General features: G+C 57.2%; 18 protein-coding genes. 7 read left to right on the top strand and 11 right to left on the bottom strand.

The features are described from left to right. The first annotated feature begins 49 nt into the window (after window positions 1-49). Window positions 50-1,159, top strand: coding sequence for an A/G-specific adenine glycosylase (mutY, locus tag C1713_RS11565; protein ID WP_102493997.1), 1,110 nt, complete (start codon window positions 50-52; stop codon window positions 1,157-1,159). Window positions 1,160-1,209: 50 nt separating this feature from the next. On the opposite strand, the gene hutW is transcribed toward mutY, so the two are convergent. Together hutW and C1713_RS11575 are read right to left on the bottom strand one after the other, a co-directional pair. After that, window positions 1,210-2,859, bottom strand: a complete 1,650-nt coding sequence (gene hutW / locus C1713_RS11570; RefSeq protein ID WP_102493998.1) for a heme anaerobic degradation radical SAM methyltransferase ChuW/HutW — start codon at window positions 2,857-2,859, stop codon at window positions 1,210-1,212. Continuing rightward, window positions 2,856-3,356 (bottom strand): flavodoxin family protein, encoded by a 501-nt coding sequence (locus tag C1713_RS11575; protein ID WP_009753084.1) that lies wholly within the window; start codon window positions 3,354-3,356, stop codon window positions 2,856-2,858. The genes hutW and C1713_RS11575 overlap by 4 nt, the downstream gene beginning before the upstream one ends. Before the next feature lie 352 nt (window positions 3,357-3,708). Here C1713_RS11575 and C1713_RS11580 point away from each other — a divergent pair, with 352 nt between their 5' ends. Continuing rightward, window positions 3,709-3,945, top strand: coding sequence for a hypothetical protein (locus tag C1713_RS11580; protein ID WP_009753085.1), 237 nt, complete (start codon window positions 3,709-3,711; stop codon window positions 3,943-3,945). Between the two features lie 86 nt (window positions 3,946-4,031). Here C1713_RS11580 and C1713_RS11585 read toward each other — a convergent pair whose 3' ends face one another. After that, entirely contained in the window at window positions 4,032-4,991 is a 960-nt protein-coding gene (locus C1713_RS11585; RefSeq protein ID WP_245871117.1) for a class I SAM-dependent methyltransferase, read from the bottom strand. Window positions 4,992-5,447: 456 nt separating this feature from the next. Here C1713_RS11585 and C1713_RS11590 point away from each other — a divergent pair, with 456 nt between their 5' ends. The 3 genes from C1713_RS11590 to C1713_RS11600 are packed head-to-tail and all read left to right on the top strand — an operon-like array spanning window position 5,448 to window position 7,122. Beyond that, the gene (locus C1713_RS11590) at window positions 5,448-6,299 is read left to right on the top strand and encodes a hypothetical protein (protein WP_245871118.1); all 852 of its coding nucleotides are present in this window, start codon (window positions 5,448-5,450) and stop codon (window positions 6,297-6,299) included. Next, window positions 6,292-6,693, top strand: a complete 402-nt coding sequence (locus C1713_RS11595; protein WP_102494000.1) for a hypothetical protein — start codon at window positions 6,292-6,294, stop codon at window positions 6,691-6,693. Before C1713_RS11590 ends, C1713_RS11595 begins: the two co-directional genes overlap by 8 nt. Before the next feature lie 57 nt (window positions 6,694-6,750). Next, entirely contained in the window at window positions 6,751-7,122 is a 372-nt protein-coding gene (locus C1713_RS11600; protein ID WP_102494001.1) for a cupin domain-containing protein, read from the top strand. 92 nt (window positions 7,123-7,214) lie between these two features. On the opposite strand, the gene C1713_RS11605 is transcribed toward C1713_RS11600, so the two are convergent. Genes C1713_RS11605 through C1713_RS11625 form a run of 5 tightly spaced genes read right to left on the bottom strand, consistent with a single transcriptional unit; the run spans window position 7,215 to window position 11,340 of the window. Further along, a complete protein-coding gene (locus tag C1713_RS11605) occupies window positions 7,215-7,979 on the bottom strand; it encodes an amino acid ABC transporter ATP-binding protein (protein WP_102494002.1) in 765 nt (254 codons plus the stop codon). A 10-nt stretch (window positions 7,980-7,989) separates the two neighbouring features. Continuing rightward, window positions 7,990-8,688 (bottom strand): amino acid ABC transporter permease, encoded by a 699-nt coding sequence (locus tag C1713_RS11610; protein WP_102494003.1) that lies wholly within the window; start codon window positions 8,686-8,688, stop codon window positions 7,990-7,992. Next, complete coding sequence (locus C1713_RS11615; RefSeq protein WP_102494004.1) at window positions 8,672-9,436, bottom strand: amino acid ABC transporter permease; 765 nt, start codon at window positions 9,434-9,436, stop codon at window positions 8,672-8,674. Before C1713_RS11615 ends, C1713_RS11610 begins: the two co-directional genes overlap by 17 nt. 21 nt (window positions 9,437-9,457) lie before the next feature. Beyond that, window positions 9,458-10,318, bottom strand: a complete 861-nt coding sequence (locus C1713_RS11620; RefSeq protein WP_050342650.1) for a transporter substrate-binding domain-containing protein — start codon at window positions 10,316-10,318, stop codon at window positions 9,458-9,460. A gap of 14 nt (window positions 10,319-10,332) precedes the next feature. Then, window positions 10,333-11,340 carry a uroporphyrinogen decarboxylase family protein gene (locus tag C1713_RS11625; RefSeq protein ID WP_102494005.1) on the bottom strand — a complete coding sequence of 336 codons (1,008 nt, stop codon included), beginning with the start codon at window positions 11,338-11,340 and terminating at the stop codon, window positions 10,333-10,335. A gap of 237 nt (window positions 11,341-11,577) precedes the next feature. On the opposite strand from C1713_RS11625, the gene C1713_RS11630 reads away from it, so the two are divergent. Further along, complete coding sequence (locus tag C1713_RS11630; RefSeq protein ID WP_102494006.1) at window positions 11,578-12,729, top strand: trans-sulfuration enzyme family protein; 1,152 nt, start codon at window positions 11,578-11,580, stop codon at window positions 12,727-12,729. Between the two features lie 81 nt (window positions 12,730-12,810). Continuing rightward, window positions 12,811-13,980, top strand: a complete 1,170-nt coding sequence (locus tag C1713_RS11635; RefSeq protein WP_102494007.1) for a MalY/PatB family protein — start codon at window positions 12,811-12,813, stop codon at window positions 13,978-13,980. A 67-nt stretch (window positions 13,981-14,047) separates the two neighbouring features. Here the strand turns inward: C1713_RS11635 and C1713_RS11640 are convergent, their stop codons facing one another. From C1713_RS11640 to C1713_RS11650, 3 genes are all read right to left on the bottom strand, one after another. Next, entirely contained in the window at window positions 14,048-14,482 is a 435-nt protein-coding gene (locus C1713_RS11640) for a type II toxin-antitoxin system MqsA family antitoxin (RefSeq protein ID WP_050342645.1), read from the bottom strand. A gap of 16 nt (window positions 14,483-14,498) precedes the next feature. Further along, the gene (locus tag C1713_RS11645) at window positions 14,499-14,816 is read right to left on the bottom strand and encodes a type II toxin-antitoxin system MqsR family toxin (protein ID WP_212669106.1); all 318 of its coding nucleotides are present in this window, start codon (window positions 14,814-14,816) and stop codon (window positions 14,499-14,501) included. An 80-nt stretch (window positions 14,817-14,896) separates the two neighbouring features. After that, window positions 14,897-15,898 carry an endo alpha-1,4 polygalactosaminidase gene (locus tag C1713_RS11650; RefSeq protein ID WP_102494008.1) on the bottom strand — a complete coding sequence of 334 codons (1,002 nt, stop codon included), beginning with the start codon at window positions 15,896-15,898 and terminating at the stop codon, window positions 14,897-14,899. Between the last annotated feature and the right edge of the window lie 11 nt (window positions 15,899-15,909).

The following is a 15,909-nucleotide window of genomic DNA, read 5'->3' on the forward strand; positions in this document are numbered from 1 at the left end:
CAGTGCTTCCTTTATCCGTATTTCCCCAACACGAAATGGAGAACCATCTATGAATATACAGCCTTGGGCGGGCGCAGACGTCTTTCCCGCCCTCTGCCGCGCCCTGCTCACATGGCGCAAGTCGGCACCCGACACGCGCGACCTGCCGTGGCGCGACGAACCGACACCGTACCACGTCTGGATCTCGGAGATCATGCTCCAACAGACGCGCGCCGCCGTCGTACGCGCCTACTACCTGCGTTTTCTCACGGCACTGCCGAGCGTCCATGACCTCGCCGCCGTGAACGACGACGCACTCATGAAGCTGTGGCAGGGTCTCGGCTACTACAGCCGCGCGCGCAACCTCAAGCGCGCGGCACAGGTGATCGTCAAAGAGCACGGCGGAGACCTCCCGAACGACTTCGATGCGCTCCTCAAGCTCCCCGGCATCGGACGCTACACGGCGAGTGCCATCGCGTCGTTTGCCTACGGACAGCCGCGCCCTGCCGTTGACGGCAACTTTCTCCGCGTCGCGGCACGTATCACGGCGAACCCCATCGACATTGGAAAGGACAGCACAAAGCGTTCTCTTGAAGCTGCTCTTTCCGCCTCCTATCCCGAGGGGCGTGATGCAGGTCTCTTGAACGAGGCATTCATGGATCTCGGCGCGACGATTTGTCTGCCGCACGGCGCGCCGCTCTGTCACAGCTGCCCCGCCGCGCAGCTCTGTTTTGCCCATGATCGCGGCACAGAACAGGACTATCCCGTAAAGTCCGCCGCCAAAGCACGGCGCAAGGAAAAACACACCGTCCTCGTCCTATCCTGCGGTGACCGCATCGCCATACGAAAAAGGCCCGCGAAGGGACTCCTCGCAGGTCTCTGGGAATATCCACATCTCGACGGAAAGCAGTCAAAGCGTGCCGTGCGTGCACATCTCGAGGACGAGGGTTTTCGCATCCTCTCCATCGCCCCACTCCCGCCTGCACGCCACATCTTCAGCCATATCGAATGGGATCTCACGGGCTGGGCGGTCACGGTCGCAGAAAAGAACGAGCCGCCGCTCATGGCAGCGGAGAACGCATCAGACGAGCCATCCGCTCTCCTCTGGGTACACCGTGAAGAGCTCATCGACAGCTACAGCATCCCTGCGGCGTTTGGATATTTTACGCCGTATATGTAAATGAAAATACATAGCATAAAGCCCCGCCAGTCGACGGGGCTTTGCTTTCGTTATACCGCTTTGCCAAGGTCGCGTGACTGGGTGCGCATGACCGTATTGAGGTCATGATCTGCCCCCGCGGCGCGTTCCTTTTCACGCTCTTTGCGAATGAGCTCCTTCAGCATCTGCATGTGCGGATGGTTCTCCATCTCCGGTGACGGTTTTCCTGCGAGTGCTGCCGCCATCTGTGCGGGCATCCCATCGGGGAACATCGCCTCGAGCATGGAGCGCACGGATTTTGGAATTATGTCCTGCAGAGCAACATCTTCCTTGCGAAGTTTTACTGTGTCCTCCTGTGTGAGGGCATACGCCTCGAGGAATCCTTGAATGAGATTGTCATGCCAGAACTCGCCCGCACGCGTCAGGCGGAATCCCGTCTCCGTGCGCGTGACCAGCCCGTTCTCCGCCCATGCGGCGAGAAGCGGCTCCATCTCGGTGAGGAGATCGACACCGTATTTTTTCGTGAAAAACGGCGCATAGAGATAGCCGTGCTCGATCTGGTCGCCGATCTCGCTCTGCATGCGGTGTGCATCTGCCTGTTCGCCCATGAACTGGAAGGGCTTCGCCCCCTCCTCGACCATCTTCTCATACGGCGCGAGTGCACCGTGATTGCGCCACATCATCTGACCGATGAAGCCGCCCGCGCCCGAGCCGAAAGCGAGGACGTCACAGCCGCGCTTGGCGAGCGTATTATAGATGCTGCGCTCACGGTGATCCGTCGCCCAGTGGGTTGTGTCGATGCGGCGCACCATCGGGTACTCCATGACGATGTCAATGCCGCGCCGGAAATACTCTGCCTGCTCCTCCGTCGTCGGCAGCATCGGCAGATCGCCCGATGCGACGCGCCGTGCCAGTTCGCTCGACGGGAACACATTGAGCTGATAGAGGTCGCCGCCCGCGATGCCGATCTCGAACTGCGTGCGCACATCGTTTTCCCAGACCTCCATCGACTGGTAGGGCAGCCCGTAGATGAGGTCGGCGATGACGACAGCGCCCTGCTGCTCCACCATGCGGCGCAGTGTCGCGATGACCGTTTCGCCGTCGTCAATGCGCCCTATCGCCTGGCGGACGCGTGTGTCAAAGGACTGCACGCCGAGGGAGAACCGATTGATGCCCGCGTTCATTGCCGCCTCAACCTTGCTCTCCGTGAGATCGTGGATACGCCCCTCAAGTGTGATCTCGCAGTCACTCGTGAGCGGCAGACGTGCACGCACCGCCTGTACGAGGCGCGCGATATCCGCATCGCTCAGCGCCGTCGGCGTACCGCCGCCGAAGAACACCGCCTGAAAGGGTGCGCCCTGCACGTAGGGCGTATCCGCCGCCGCATCCAGCTCATCGAGGAGTACATCGACGTAGTGATGTGCCGCTTCTTCCCGCGTGAAGTTCTGAAAAAAACCGCAGTAGCTGCATTTTTTGTCACAGAACGGAATATGGATGTAAACCGCTCGCTCGTCGGCAGGATTCGGCGTCTGTGCCATCAGATCCGCCCAGATACGTGTCTGCTCCTCCTTGTCCATCACCATGCGCTTGCCGCCTGCACCGGGGTGTACCACCCGCTTCTTGGCGAAGGCACAGCCGAGTGGGTTCTTCGACTTCGTTCCAAGCAGCCACGCACGTTCCTCGATGGGAAGTGCATCGATTTTCTCCTGCAGTATACTCATGCCAATACCTCCCTTGCCGCCGCAATCACGCGGGCAAAATCCGCCGCATCGGGGTGACGCGCCGCCGCTGCATAGCGCACCGCACTCTCCTCCGTATAGGCGTGCACATTATCCTTCGGCATACTCTTGAACATCTCGATCAGCATCGGATCGACTGCCCCCTGCACGAGAATCGCACCGAGGATCTCATTCGACGCGTCACAGAGTGCGCGGATGTTCGCGATGCACTTCGCTGCGTGCTCCGAGTCCGGCTCCGCGCCGAGCGTGCCGAAGAGAAAGATGCGGCGCCCGCGCAGCCCCTCGATGTACTTTCGCGCCGCCGCGTCTGCTGTCCCGCGGTCAATCCACGTACCGATGCAGAGCGTTGCCTCCTCCGACACGGCAGAGGCATCCGCGACGCTGTGGCAGGACGCGCCAAGTGCCTCCGCCAGATGCTCCGCCACCCGCTTCGTATTCCCCGTGCGCGAGGAATATATTACTGCTGTTTCATTCTTCATACTGTATTCCTTTATGTGAATATGTTTTTTCTCGATTCACTTATATCATAGCGCAACGCTGTGCAAAAATCAATAGATATTTTACATAATCATAAATTTTAATTATGAATTTCGTTCATAATTTCTAGTGGATATAAACTCTATAATTTATATATATATTCTTTCTCAATTAAAATGCATATTTTATAGACGGATTACGTTCTATTCCTTTTTCCTCTCACCGTAAAAAATAAACGAGTATATGGCGTATTACCTTCATATATCAATTTATCCATATTTATCATTTATATAACAGCAAATTGCCTCTTGACATGTATGTTATACTACACAGGAATGGAGAGGAGGAACGTCAATGAAAAAGGTACTGATGGGACTGGTCGCCGGCATGATCCTTGCCACGGGCGCACAGGCACTCGCCTATGTCTGTGACGGCGATACGTGCACCCTCCCGGAGCGCGAGAACCAGTCGTACTGCTACGGCGGGAACAACAGCAGCGCATACTGCGGTGACCGTGCCAACTGCTATGACGGCGGCGCGTACTGCAACAACAGCCGTGCGTCACGTGCACGCGGCTGCGGCTGTTACTGATCAGAGAAGTTGCAACATCAAAAAACGGTTCTATTCGGAAAGATTATCTTTCCAAACAGAACCGTTTTTATATTTCAATGACGAAATCAGCGTTTGATCAAGATCACACTGCCTTTTGTGATGGAGACAAGTTCCGTCTCCATGCCGATCCGATTGACATGATCCGCATAGATGCTGTCATCATCCGGCACTTTACGTGCCGCAATACGTGCGATCCGCGCACACACCTCATAGGCATCCAATGGGCAGTCACGGTACGTATCCTCAAACAGTTCCGGATTCAGCGATGTTTCGAGATCCTCCAGTATGTAGACACCGCCGCGCGGCAATACATCAAATAGGGTAAAGAGCGCCAGCAGCTGGTGGCTCACGATATGGGACGCATCATCGACGATGATCCGGGGGTGAATCTCTCTCAGCATTGATACCTGAGCGGCATCCGAAAGATCTGCCTGGATAATGTGGATGCGTTCATCCTCATACTGTCTGCACGATGCCTCAATATCTACCCCAAAGATCTCTGCACGCGGGAAATACTCCTGCCACATCCGTACACTGGAGCCGTTGAATACCCCGAGTTCAAGAAGGCGAATCGGTTGGGTACGGAATTTCTCCAAAAAAAATGCATACTTATCCAGGTAGTTATGCATCATACTGCATTTATCCGTACGATATTTGATCCCGATGGCATCCAAAACCGAGGATGCGTTGAAATACCCCTGCGGCACATTGTCTCCGACTTCGATGCGCTTGCCTTCCCTCGTATCAAATAAGAAGCTCTTCGACGCTGCTGCCTGCTCCACGCGCGTCAAAAGCGCACAGACGATGCCATATGCCTCATCGACAGCGCTCATTTCAACAGCACAGCGGTCAAACAGCCCCGCCAGTGAATCTGCGTCATAACGCCATATATCCTCATACGCATTCAAACTCACCCGAGAGGAGACATCATGTGGGGTTCGTGCCGTCACGAGTATTTTCCCGCCCAAATGACAGATCTCCTGCAGCTGTCGAACGCCCTCACGAATATCCCGTGTCTTCTCCATTCCGTTAAAAACAATAATTAGATCATAACGCAGTGGGCCAACCGCCTCTTTTACATCCGTAAGATCACAGTATGAATCGGAAATTTCAGGACTAAAAAGCACGATGTTGTCACATCGCGCCGCTCCGACCTGAACAAAGCGCGTATTTAAGTGCGCTGCATAAGCCCATTTGGCAGAATATTCGCCTCCGATAATCAGACAATTCTTCCCCGCAATGTCTTCTTCTGGAAGCCGTCCATTCTCCCAAAAATATTCGACAATAGCCTCTTTACGTGACAACATATTCGACCGCTCCTTTATTCATTCTTCGCAAGGACTCTATACGATCTTCAAAAAATTTACCATAAAATTGTACCGTGAAAAAATTCTTTTGACAACCTCTTGCAGAAAAAAGCAGGAAATATAGAAGAATTATGCTATACTGTTTTCAGATCCCTTCGAAACCTGGAGGTTCTCATGACGCATACCTTTCCCCGCATGCTCGCCGCTCTGCTGACGGCGTGCACATCCCTCCTCTCAGGCTGTTCGTTCCTCGTAACGACGGAGCACGGCGCGCCCTATACGCCGGATGATGTCATCGCGATGCTGGAAGAGGAGTTCGCCGACTACGGACCGCACATCGTTCTGCAGTCGGCGGAGACAGAGAAGCCCGCCCCCATGCAGCGGAACACATACGTGCTGTATGACGAGGCGAATGACTTCACCTTTTCCTGCACGGCCTATGTCCGCGACTGCACACTCCCCGTTCCGCAGCCGTTTGCACAGCGCGACGCGAATGCCGACCACGCCTATGCCGCAGCGTACGCCATTCATCTGAATCCACGCATCGGAGAAGTCGCTGCGCAGCACGGACTGTATGCAGCAACAACGGAGGAGGCCGCTGCGCTGAGGGACAGCAAAGTGAAACGCCCGGCAGGGACGAATGGCGAAGTGTCTCTCTTCAGGGGCGGAAATTTTATCTTTGCCGACGAGGATACGAGACCGGAGGAGATGGTCTATGCGCTCCGCGAGATTCACCATCTCTACGCCCCGAAGGGACACGGCGCCGTGCCGTCCGCACTCCACGGCCGGGATGTTACATTCTACTACCTGCCGAAGGCGGAGACGGATCGGACGAAGTCGATTGAGCTGACCTTCTTCACGCTGTGGAGCGACGACTGGAATGGGACGCTAGTCAACAAGCTCCATCATCAGGGAGACAAGTACGACACCGCCGCCATGGAGAAAGAGCTCGCGGACAATTTCGCCTCTATGCTCCATTCTGCACGCGCGAATGCGCGATGGAAGAAGGTGAAGAAAGATGCCTGACGCACCGAAAAATACCGTACCGCGTCAATCGCAAAAGCCGCTGTCATGGCGGCAGAAAATCCTGCTTGCCGTCTTTGGCGCATATCTCGCCGAAAAACTCTTCGGCATCCTCACCCCATCTCTGCCCCATGTCAGTATCCCATCCACGCCGCGCGAGACGGCACCGACGGACAATGCCTATGACAACGAACTGCCGTACCGCCGCGAATACGAAGAGGATGACGAGGATATTTCCTCAGAGGATCCTGGGGACACACCGGACGACGATGCGTATGCCGATACCTACGGCGGCAGCACCCCGTACGGCGGGCAATACGGCGAGGACGAGGACATCCTCCACAATGACTGGCACGACTACGGCGAGGGGTATGACGACGATTATTTCGACGACTGAGACGCTCAGCCGCGTCAGATGTGTATCTGTCAGTGCGTATGCGAAAGGAGTATTTTTATGCCCACAGAGGCAACAAATGATTTTGAGACGCGCCGCTATCGTCTCTCCGACATCATGACATCGGGTGATACAGCCACGCGCACACCGATCTACGGGACAGCATCGACAAGCGGCGTCGTCTGGGTGCTGAAGCCGGGGCAGGAGATCAAGCCACACGGGCACGCGAAGGCGGACGATATATGGATCTGCATCCAAGGAGAAGGTGTCTTTTATCCTGCGCCCGGAGAGGAACGCCCCATCGCAGCGGGCGATGTCATTGTCTCGGCGAAGGGGATGTGTCACGGCATGAGGAATACGGGTACGGAGGACTTCATCTTTGTCGGCATCCTCGCCCCCGTACCCGCGGACTTCTTCGCGATTGAGCCATAAGGAACCGCCGAGCAGCAGTACGTTTGCTGCTGCGCAAAAATCACACGAGAAAAGCAGTCAACAAGACATCCATCTTGCTGACTGCTTTTTTCCTATATCAGTGCTGCCGGCTCATACTCCTCGGGCAGGATGCGGCGGAGGAAGCGGCGCGTGCGCTCCTCGCGCGGCGCGGTAAAGATCGACTTTGCACTCCCCTCCTCGACGATCACGCCGTCCGACATAAAGATGACGTGGGTCGCAACATCCTGTGCAAACTTCATCTCATGCGTCACGACGATCATCGTCGTGCCCTCCTCGGCGAGCTGCTTCATCACGGAGAGCACCTCGCCGACGAGCTCTGGATCAAGCGCAGAGGTTGGTTCGTCAAAGAGGATCACATCGGGCTTTGCGGCAACGGCGCGGGCGATGCCGACGCGCTGCTGCTGTCCGCCCGAGAGCTGTGCAGGATAGTAGTCGGCGCGCTCCGCCATCCCCACACGCCGCAGAGCATCCATACCGATCTCCTTTGCCTCTGCCGCCGCCATGCCGCGCCCGACGGTGAGCCCAAGGGTCACATTCTCAAGGGCGGTCTTATTCGCGAAGAGGTTGTAGTTCTGAAAGACGAAGCCCGTCTTTTTCCGCACAGCGGCAATCTCGCTCTTAGAGGCATCCACAAGGGAGAGCTGCGTCCCGTGAAAGTCCATCGTCCCGCCGTCGGCACGCTCAAGGAAGTTGAGACAGCGCAGGAACGTCGTCTTGCCCGAGCCGCTCGGCCCGAGGATGACGACCACATCTCCCTTTTCCACGCTGAGGCTCACATCCTTCAGCACCTCTGTCTGCGCGAAGCTCTTGCACACATTCTGTACTCCGAATAACATGCTGCACCTCCTAGCGGAACGCTCCGACACGCCGCTCCGCCGCCGCAAAGAGCAGCTGGACGATCGTGCAGAGGATGAGATAGACGATGAATACGTCGAGATACGCCTCAATGTAGTTGTACCCATAGGAGGCGGCGACCTTGCCGACCGCCATGATGTCCTTGACCGTCATGAGGAAGGCGAGTGACGTCCCTTTGATGAGATTGACCGTGATGTTCGCGATGCTCGGCAGTGCCACAACAAGCGCCTGCGGGAGAATCACGTGCAGGTAGGTCTCTTCCTCGCTCAGTCCGCACACCGCCCCCGCTTCGAGCTGCCCCTTGGGGATGGCGAGCAGTGCCGAGCGGAATGCCTCCGTGAGGAGAGCGATGGTGTTGAGTGTAAAGATAAAGACGGCATACCAGAACGGATCGACCGCCTCGAACACGTTGAAGCTGCTCCCCGCCGCCTTGACGAGCAGATTCAGCAGGCTCGGCAGAAGGCTGTAGAGGAGAAGAATCTGGAGGACGAGCGGCGTGCCGCGCACAAAGGAGACATAAAAGCGTGCGATCGTCCCGCCCACACGATGTCCGCGCACGCGCAGGACGGCAAAGCAGAATGCAGGGGGCGCCGCGAGAACGAGCGAGAGCACTGTGAGCGAGAGGGTCACGCCCGCGCCCTGCCAGATGAGCAGGAAGGTTTCCTGCATAAAGTCAAGATCCAGTTCCAACGGCGTTCCCTCCTTTCAGCTCATTCCGCAGTGTCTTAGGTGCAGTGCGCAGCCCCGTGCCTTGGTCGAGACGATGCTCTGCCCACGCGAAGCACTGTTCGATGAGCAGGACGAGCCCCCAGTAGATCAGCATGGCAGAGAGATAGACCTCAACGCCATACGCGCCGTAGTTCTGCGCGATGATGAGATTGCCGCGCCCGATGAGGTCGATCAGCCCAATGGTATAGGCGAGCGACGCCTCCTTCAGGAGATTGATGGTCGAATTGCCGAAGTTCGGCAGGGCGATGAGCGCCGCCTGTCCGAGCATGACATGGCAGAAGGCCTGCCACGGCGAGAGCCCCGCACTCACCGCCGCCTCGTACTGCCCGCGCGGAACCGCCGTATAGGCAGCGCGGAACACCTCCGAAATGTATGCGCCGAACAGCAGCGTAAAGGTGACGACGGCAAAAACGGCGCGGTGCATCGCATTCATATCATAGTCAAAAAGCGCAAAGACGAGCTTCGGCGCACCGTAGAAGACAATGAACAGCAGAACGATGGGCGGCGTACAGCGCATCACATACACGTAGGCGAGAGAACATGCGCGCAGCACGCGGCTGCCGCCGAGATTCGCCCATGCCAGCAGTCCGCCGAGCAGGGATCCGATGATGATGCTGAGGCCGGCAACGAGCAGTGTGACGTCAAGATAGGAGAGGAGATCGGGCAGAAACTGAACGATCTGCCCGAAGTCAAAGACACGTGTTTCCATCGAATGCCGACCTCCTCTCGTTTACTTCAGGTAATCGGAAAGGCTCTCACCGAAGTACTTCTGCTCGAGCTCCGCAATTTTACCCTCGGCACGCAGCTCCTCAATCGCCTTGTCGTAGTCGTCCGCAAAAGCCTGCTCCTTCTTGTTGAAGATCGGATAGGTTGGGATGCCCTTATAGCGGACGTATGCCATCTTGTCGTTGAACTGATGGTATGGCGCGTCTTCCTTCGCGATGTTGTTCTTGTAGCTCAGCTCAACATCGAGGTAGCCGTCATAGCGCCCCTCGAGCACCCAGCTGTACGCATCCGCCACCTGGAATGCCTCCGAGGACGTCAGCTTGATCTGGTTGTCAGGATTCTCCTTGTTGTACTCGTCGATGACCATATAGCGCGCATCCTGCGGAGCGATCGGGACAATCTTTCCGCTGAACTGGGCAAAGGTCTCCAGATCTTTGATCTTGTCTGCCGTATCCTTGCGGATCGCAAGGCCGATCACGCTCGCACCGATGTTGTTCTTCGGGAACACATACTTCTTCCTGCGCGCATCCGTGATCCAGATGCCCTTGGTCCCGACGGTGTATTTCCCGGACTCGACACCAATCAGGAGATCATCGTCCGAGGTCGGGACGAACTTGAACTCATACTGCGGCAGCTTCTTCGCCACTTCCTTCATGACGGCAACCTCGAAGCCGTCGGATTCGCCCTGCTCGTTCACATAGTCGTAGGGAACATAGTAATTCGTATGGGCAACGGTGACGATCTTCTTCCCGTCTGCCGACTTCGCGCTGTCCGCTCCGCTCTTGCCGCAGCCCGCCAGCCCTGCCGCAAGTGCTGCGGCGAGAAGCCCCGCGAGTGCCGCCTTCGTGATTTTCTTCAGATTCATGTCATGCTCTCCTTTTATTGCGGCCCTGCCGCATCGCGTACCCAGTCAAAATGCTTCCAGTCAATGTCGCGCGGCACGGTGCAGTCCGCCCCCAGCAGGATCCCTGTGCGCCCTGCCGCATCGAGGATGCGGTGCGTCTCCGCCGTGATCTCCGCCTGTGTGCCGCGATAGAGCACATCGGATGCGAGATTGCCGAAGCCGCCGAGCAATGCGTGCTGCGGGAAGATCTTCTGTCCCTCCTCGAGGGGAACCCCCTCGACGACCGATGCCCAGTTGATCGTCTTGACATCGTAGTCACGATACCAGTCCAGCGCGTTGCGGTGTCCCGCATAGCCGCAGATATGGAGGATGTTGTAGCTGCTCTCGGCGTTTGCCGCGCGCAGAATCTCCTTTTCCCCGGGGGCGAATACCTCCTCGTAGACCGCGCGGCTCGCGCCCTCGCCAATGAGGTTCTGCAGGCTGAAGTAGATGCCCGTCACGCCCGCCTCGGCGATGATACGGCGTGCCAGCTTCGCGAGATCGGCGGAGATGACATCGAACGCCGCGCGTACCGCTGCTGCATCCTCGCGGACGAGCTGTGCGAGGAATGCCTCATCCTCGGCAAGCGTCCCGGGCTGCATGAACTTCACCGTCGTGCCCGCACAGAAGAGATTGTAGAATGTTGCGACCTCATTGCCGTACCGCTTCGTGATCTCCTTCGCATAGGCGATCTGCCGCGTAAAGAAGGGGTGGTCGTCGGGCAGCGGCTGCACCTTTGCCAGTTCCTTTGCCGTACGTGCGGTCTGCACGGCGGGGTTCGGATAGGAGAAGAACCCATCCGTCATGATCTTTACGAAGTCCGGCTGAAAGCCGTCAATGTAACGCAGTTCCCCATCCAAAAGCGTCTGCTCAAGACGCGGGTCGGCATAGGCATCGGCGTGGATCTCATCCGCGAGAAAGTGGAACCAGAACCCTGACGGGACGCGCTCCACTTCCCTGCGGTCCATTGCGCTGAGGACGAGTTCCTTTTTTGACTGTGCCATTGTATTTCCTCCATAACTATGTTTGCATATATGTTTTCCTGTTCGATGCTGCTATCTTACACGCAAGTATCATAGTTGTCAAGTATGTTTTATATATTTTTTGATTGACAAAGTATCCTGGCGATGTTTATAATGAAACGACCAAAACGGTTCTGCGATGCAGCGGGCTGGGCGTGACTGTCCATGCCCCGTCTGCGCAGGACATAAACGATACAGGGAACTATGGGAGGAAATACAATGAAGGATTACACTGCTGAGGTGCATGGCTGTCACGAGTTCGACGCGACGGGCGCACTCACCACGCCCGTCTATCTCTCGGCGACGTTTCGCCATCCCGCATTCCGTCAGAGCACGGGCTACGACTACAGCCGCGTTGCGAATCCGACCCGCAGCGACTTTGAGAAGGCAATTGCCCTCCTTGAGGGCGGCAAACGCGCATGGGCGCTCTCCTCGGGCATGGCAGCGATCAATCTCGTCTTTGCCCTCTGCGCTCCCGGTGACCACGTGCTCCTGCCCGAGGATCTCTACGGCGGGACGGTACGTCTCGCGAACGACATCTACAGCCGTTACGGCATCGACTTCGAGTACATCGATATGTGCGATACGTCACTGGTCGAGGCAAAGATGCGTGAGACGACGAAGATGATCTTCATCGAGACGCCCTCCAACCCGATGATGTTCATCACGGACATCCGTGCGCTCGCCGCCGTCGCTCACGAGCACGGCGCACTCCTCGTCGCGGACAATACATTCCTCTCACCGCACGCGCAGAAGCCGCTCACGCTCGGTGCAGACATCGTGGTCGAGAGCGCGACCAAGTACCTCTGCGGCCACAACGACGTGATCTGCGGCACGCTCGCAGTCCGGGACGCGGACTCCGATCTTGCACAGCGGATTGAGCTGCTCGTAAAGTCCGAGGGGCCGAATCTCTCTCCCATGGATTCATGGCTCATGCTGCGCAGTCTCAAGACGCTCGGTGTGCGCGTCGAACGCCATGCGGAAAATGCACGCGCTATCGCAGAGTGGCTGCTCACCCGCCCCGAGGTCACGGAGGTCTACTACCCGGGGCTCGCAGGCCACCCCGGGCGCGCCCTGCACGAGAGTCAGAGCACGGGCTATGGCGGCATGATTTCGTTTAAGGTCAAGACCTCCGCCATCGCACAGAATGTCCTCGCCCATCTGCGCCTGATCGCGTTCGCCGAGAGTCTCGGCGGGGTCGAGAGTCTCCTGACCTATCCACTCGTGCAGACACACGCAGAGATGCCCCGCGAGCTCATCGCGCGCACGGGGCTCGACGACCGCCTCCTGCGTCTCTCCGTCGGGCTGGAGGACGTAGAGGATCTGAAGGAAGATCTGGCGCAGGCACTGGAGAAGGCAGCACGGGCGTAGCAGCAGGGTTTGGTTTTGGAGGACACTGTCCCCCCGCACCGTTCCCCTGTCTGCCCCAAAGAGGAAGGAAAAGAAAACATTATGTCCATCAATTTTGACGAAATCATCGACCGCCGCGGCACGTCCTGTCTGAAATACGACTTTGCTGTTGAGCGCGGCTACCCCAAGGATGTCCTCCCGTTCTGGGTCGCGGATATGGACTTTCGCGCGCCCGTCCCCGTCATTGACGCACTGACGGCACGCACGGCACACGGCATCTTTGGCTATACGCAGATCAAGGACGACTACTTCAACGTCCTGCGCGACTGGTTCCGTACGCATCACGCGTGGACGGTGCAGCGCGACGAGCTCGTCATCACACCCGGCGTCGTCTTTGCCATCGCCACCGCCATCCGTGCCTATACTGCACCGAATGAGGCCGTCATCATCCAGCAGCCCGTCTACTATCCCTTTGCGAGCATGATCCGCCAGAACGGGCGCACGCTCATCGACAGCCCCCTGCAGTTCGCTGACGGACGCTACAGCATCGACTTCGCGGATTTCGAGCAGAAGATCATCGACCATAAGGTAAAACTGTTCATCCTCTGCAGCCCGCACAACCCCGTCGGGCGTGTATGGACGCGCGCAGAGCTCGAACAGCTCGCTGCCATCTGCCTGCGCCGTCACGTCATTGTCGTCGCGGACGAAATTCACGAAGAGTTCGTGCGCCCCGGCTTCCGCCACATTCCCTTTGCCTCTCTCTCCGCGGACGCCGCCGCCATCACCGTCACCTGCACTTCCCCGAGCAAGACGTTCAACCTTGCGGGACTGCAGATTTCCAATATCTTCATCAGTAACGAATCCCTGCGCCGCCGCTTCAAGGAAGAACTGAGCCGTACCGGCTACGATGAGCCGAACACGCTCGGGCTCGCAGGCGCAAAAGCAGCATACGAACACGGCGCTCCGTGGCTGAAGGAACTGCTCGCCTACATCGAGGAGAACTACGCCTTTACGAAGGAATACCTCGCTGCGCATCTGCCGAAGGTAAAACTCATCGAACCTGAGGGCACCTACCTGATCTGGATGGACTTCTCCGCCTACGGCCTCTCGGACAAGGAACTCAACGAGAAGGTCATCCATGAGGCGAACCTCTGGCTCGACGACGGCCCGATCTTCGGTGCGGGCGGCAGCGGCTTCCAGCGCATGAACCTCGCCTGCCCACGCAGTACCCTCCAAACGGGTTTCGCACATCTCGCCAAGGCATTCGGATAAATAAGCATACAAAAAGAGAAAACACAGCATCATCGCTGTGTTTTCTCTTTTTGTGTCGTTCTTTGATTCAGCTGACCTTCTCGCGTTCCCTGCGGTGTGCCCGCAGCGTCTCAAGCCCCTGCGGATATTCCTGCAGGAGGAGCAGGAGGTTTGCCATCGTGCGGCTCGGCAGGATGTCACCGGACTCATATTTCTGGAATGCCCGTGCCCCGCCGCCGAGGATCGTCCCTGCCTCCTCCTGCGTCAGTGCGAATTTCTTCCGAATGGATCGAATCTCCGTCGGGAGAGGAAGCCCCTCCACGCGTGCCTTCATCACGTGCAGAGCACGGTCAGACACCTTTGTATCCTCATGCGAGTGCACACTCCGTGTCCCATCCGCTGAGTACCACCCCGGCATATCCACCGTAACGCTCTCCCCTTGGTACGTGAATGTCATCGGGCGAATATCACGATGCAGTTCTTCCCCCGTCTCTGGGTCAATCATCATATCATCTTGATTCATCGCAATTCACTCCATTTCATTTTTCCTTAAACGACAGCAGCCAAAAGTCCGACACAATATCGTTTGCCGTAACCTTGATGTACAGTAAATATTCACCAAAAGGCACATGATAAACATCCTGCCAAACCTTGTGGTTATACTTCGAGGTCATGGACTTATAGAAATGCGATTGCTCCATGGAGGCGATTACTTCATGAATCCCATCCGCATCAAATCCCAATTCTGCCGCTGACATGAGCGCTGTTCTCGTAATAAAATACCCAGTTTGCTGAATCTTCCTAAGATCATAACTAGGCTTGTATTTATCCATCACAGGATAAGTTTTATGCTCCAATGACCTCCCTCCTCTCTTACATTTTACACCACTATGGTGTAAAAAACAAGACTTCCTCCCAGACGGAGGAAGTCACTTGTTTATTTGTTTTCTTTGAAATACTGCCACGCATCCATCACGTCGAGGAAGGCACCGTCAAAGCCCGCTGCCATAATCATGTCCAGATAGGCATCGGGGCTGCCATAGAGGATATCGCACCACTCCTTCGACCAGTAGCGAGCCTTGTAGCTGCCCGGCCACTCAGGATTCGGCTCGGCGAGCCAGTGCGGACGCTCTGTGTTCCACTCTTCCTTCCAGTAGGGACGGTAGTCCGCCGCCTCCCCAACGCTCATGTAGGAGAGCAGAAGACGCTTGCCGCCGTTCGCCTTTACCTTCAGCCGCGCAGTCTCTGCCGGGGTCAGCGGACGGTCGCCGTAGTAGAGATCGACGACGAGGAGGTCGTAGTTCGTTGCTGCAAGGGCGTTGATATAGGCGTCGCGCGTATGGAAGTGCTCGGGGTTCAGCAGAAAGAGGAAGTTTTTCACCTGTTTCAGCTGCGTAACATCGTCCGCGTTCTCGTTCATCGGCGGACGCCTTGGAATCACATCGAGCAGGCGGTCGCCCGCCTCGGCGACATAACCCTGCTCCGCACCGAGCTCCTCTACCTCATGAATTCTCTTGCCCTTCACATAGTCGAGGGTAAAGACTGCCTTGCCTGCCATGAGTGGCTTGCGGAGCATCGCGGTGAGATATTCATCCAGATCGCCGTCGTTGCGCTCCGGCGTGTCGCCGTTCTCCTCATAGCCGTCATAGAAGCGGGACTCCATCAGGATGCCGTCGAGCGCACGCACGAGACGTGCGACATTCTCCTCGGAGTTGTCCTTCGTCACCTCCAGCAGCCCCACAGGTCCGTTGCCGACGAGCAGAAAGCCCGGATGTCGCTCGCGCGCATAGCTGCCGAGCTGCTCCGTGAGGTCGATCATCGCCGTTTCCGGAACGACGTGCTCACGTCCGCCCTCCGCCGAGGGGAGTGCCTGATGCACGCCGAACAGTCCTGCCGCTCCCACGAGGAGTGCTGCGATTCCCTTTTTTACCTTGCCCATAAGCTCCCTTT

This window comes from Centipeda felix, from assembly GCF_900186465.1.
Classification (GTDB): domain Bacteria; phylum Bacillota; class Negativicutes; order Selenomonadales; family Selenomonadaceae; genus Centipeda; species Centipeda felix.

What these genes read in the sequence shown, in the direction of transcription:
- hutW (WP_102493998.1), bottom strand. Translation starts at nt 2,859, where the DNA reads ATGAGTATACTGCAGGAGAAAATCGATGCACTTCCCATCGAGGAACGT.
- C1713_RS11640 (WP_050342645.1), bottom strand. Translation starts at nt 14,482, where the DNA reads ATGAATCAAGATGATATGATGATTGACCCAGAGACGGGGGAAGAACTG.
- mutY (WP_102493997.1), top strand. Translation starts at nt 50, where the DNA reads ATGAATATACAGCCTTGGGCGGGCGCAGACGTCTTTCCCGCCCTCTGC.
- C1713_RS11625 (WP_102494005.1), bottom strand. Translation starts at nt 11,340, where the DNA reads ATGGCACAGTCAAAAAAGGAACTCGTCCTCAGCGCAATGGACCGCAGG.
- C1713_RS11615 (WP_102494004.1), bottom strand. Translation starts at nt 9,436, where the DNA reads ATGGAAACACGTGTCTTTGACTTCGGGCAGATCGTTCAGTTTCTGCCC.
- C1713_RS11620 (WP_050342650.1), bottom strand. Translation starts at nt 10,318, where the DNA reads ATGAATCTGAAGAAAATCACGAAGGCGGCACTCGCGGGGCTTCTCGCC.
- C1713_RS11585 (WP_245871117.1), bottom strand. Translation starts at nt 4,991, where the DNA reads ATGGAGAAGACACGGGATATTCGTGAGGGCGTTCGACAGCTGCAGGAG.
- C1713_RS11650 (WP_102494008.1), bottom strand. Translation starts at nt 15,898, where the DNA reads ATGGGCAAGGTAAAAAAGGGAATCGCAGCACTCCTCGTGGGAGCGGCA.
- C1713_RS11580 (WP_009753085.1), top strand. Translation starts at nt 3,709, where the DNA reads ATGAAAAAGGTACTGATGGGACTGGTCGCCGGCATGATCCTTGCCACG.
- C1713_RS11595 (WP_102494000.1), top strand. Translation starts at nt 6,292, where the DNA reads ATGCCTGACGCACCGAAAAATACCGTACCGCGTCAATCGCAAAAGCCG.
- C1713_RS11630 (WP_102494006.1), top strand. Translation starts at nt 11,578, where the DNA reads ATGAAGGATTACACTGCTGAGGTGCATGGCTGTCACGAGTTCGACGCG.
- C1713_RS11600 (WP_102494001.1), top strand. Translation starts at nt 6,751, where the DNA reads ATGCCCACAGAGGCAACAAATGATTTTGAGACGCGCCGCTATCGTCTC.
- C1713_RS11590 (WP_245871118.1), top strand. Translation starts at nt 5,448, where the DNA reads ATGACGCATACCTTTCCCCGCATGCTCGCCGCTCTGCTGACGGCGTGC.
- C1713_RS11635 (WP_102494007.1), top strand. Translation starts at nt 12,811, where the DNA reads ATGTCCATCAATTTTGACGAAATCATCGACCGCCGCGGCACGTCCTGT.
- C1713_RS11575 (WP_009753084.1), bottom strand. Translation starts at nt 3,356, where the DNA reads ATGAAGAATGAAACAGCAGTAATATATTCCTCGCGCACGGGGAATACG.
- C1713_RS11605 (WP_102494002.1), bottom strand. Translation starts at nt 7,979, where the DNA reads ATGTTATTCGGAGTACAGAATGTGTGCAAGAGCTTCGCGCAGACAGAG.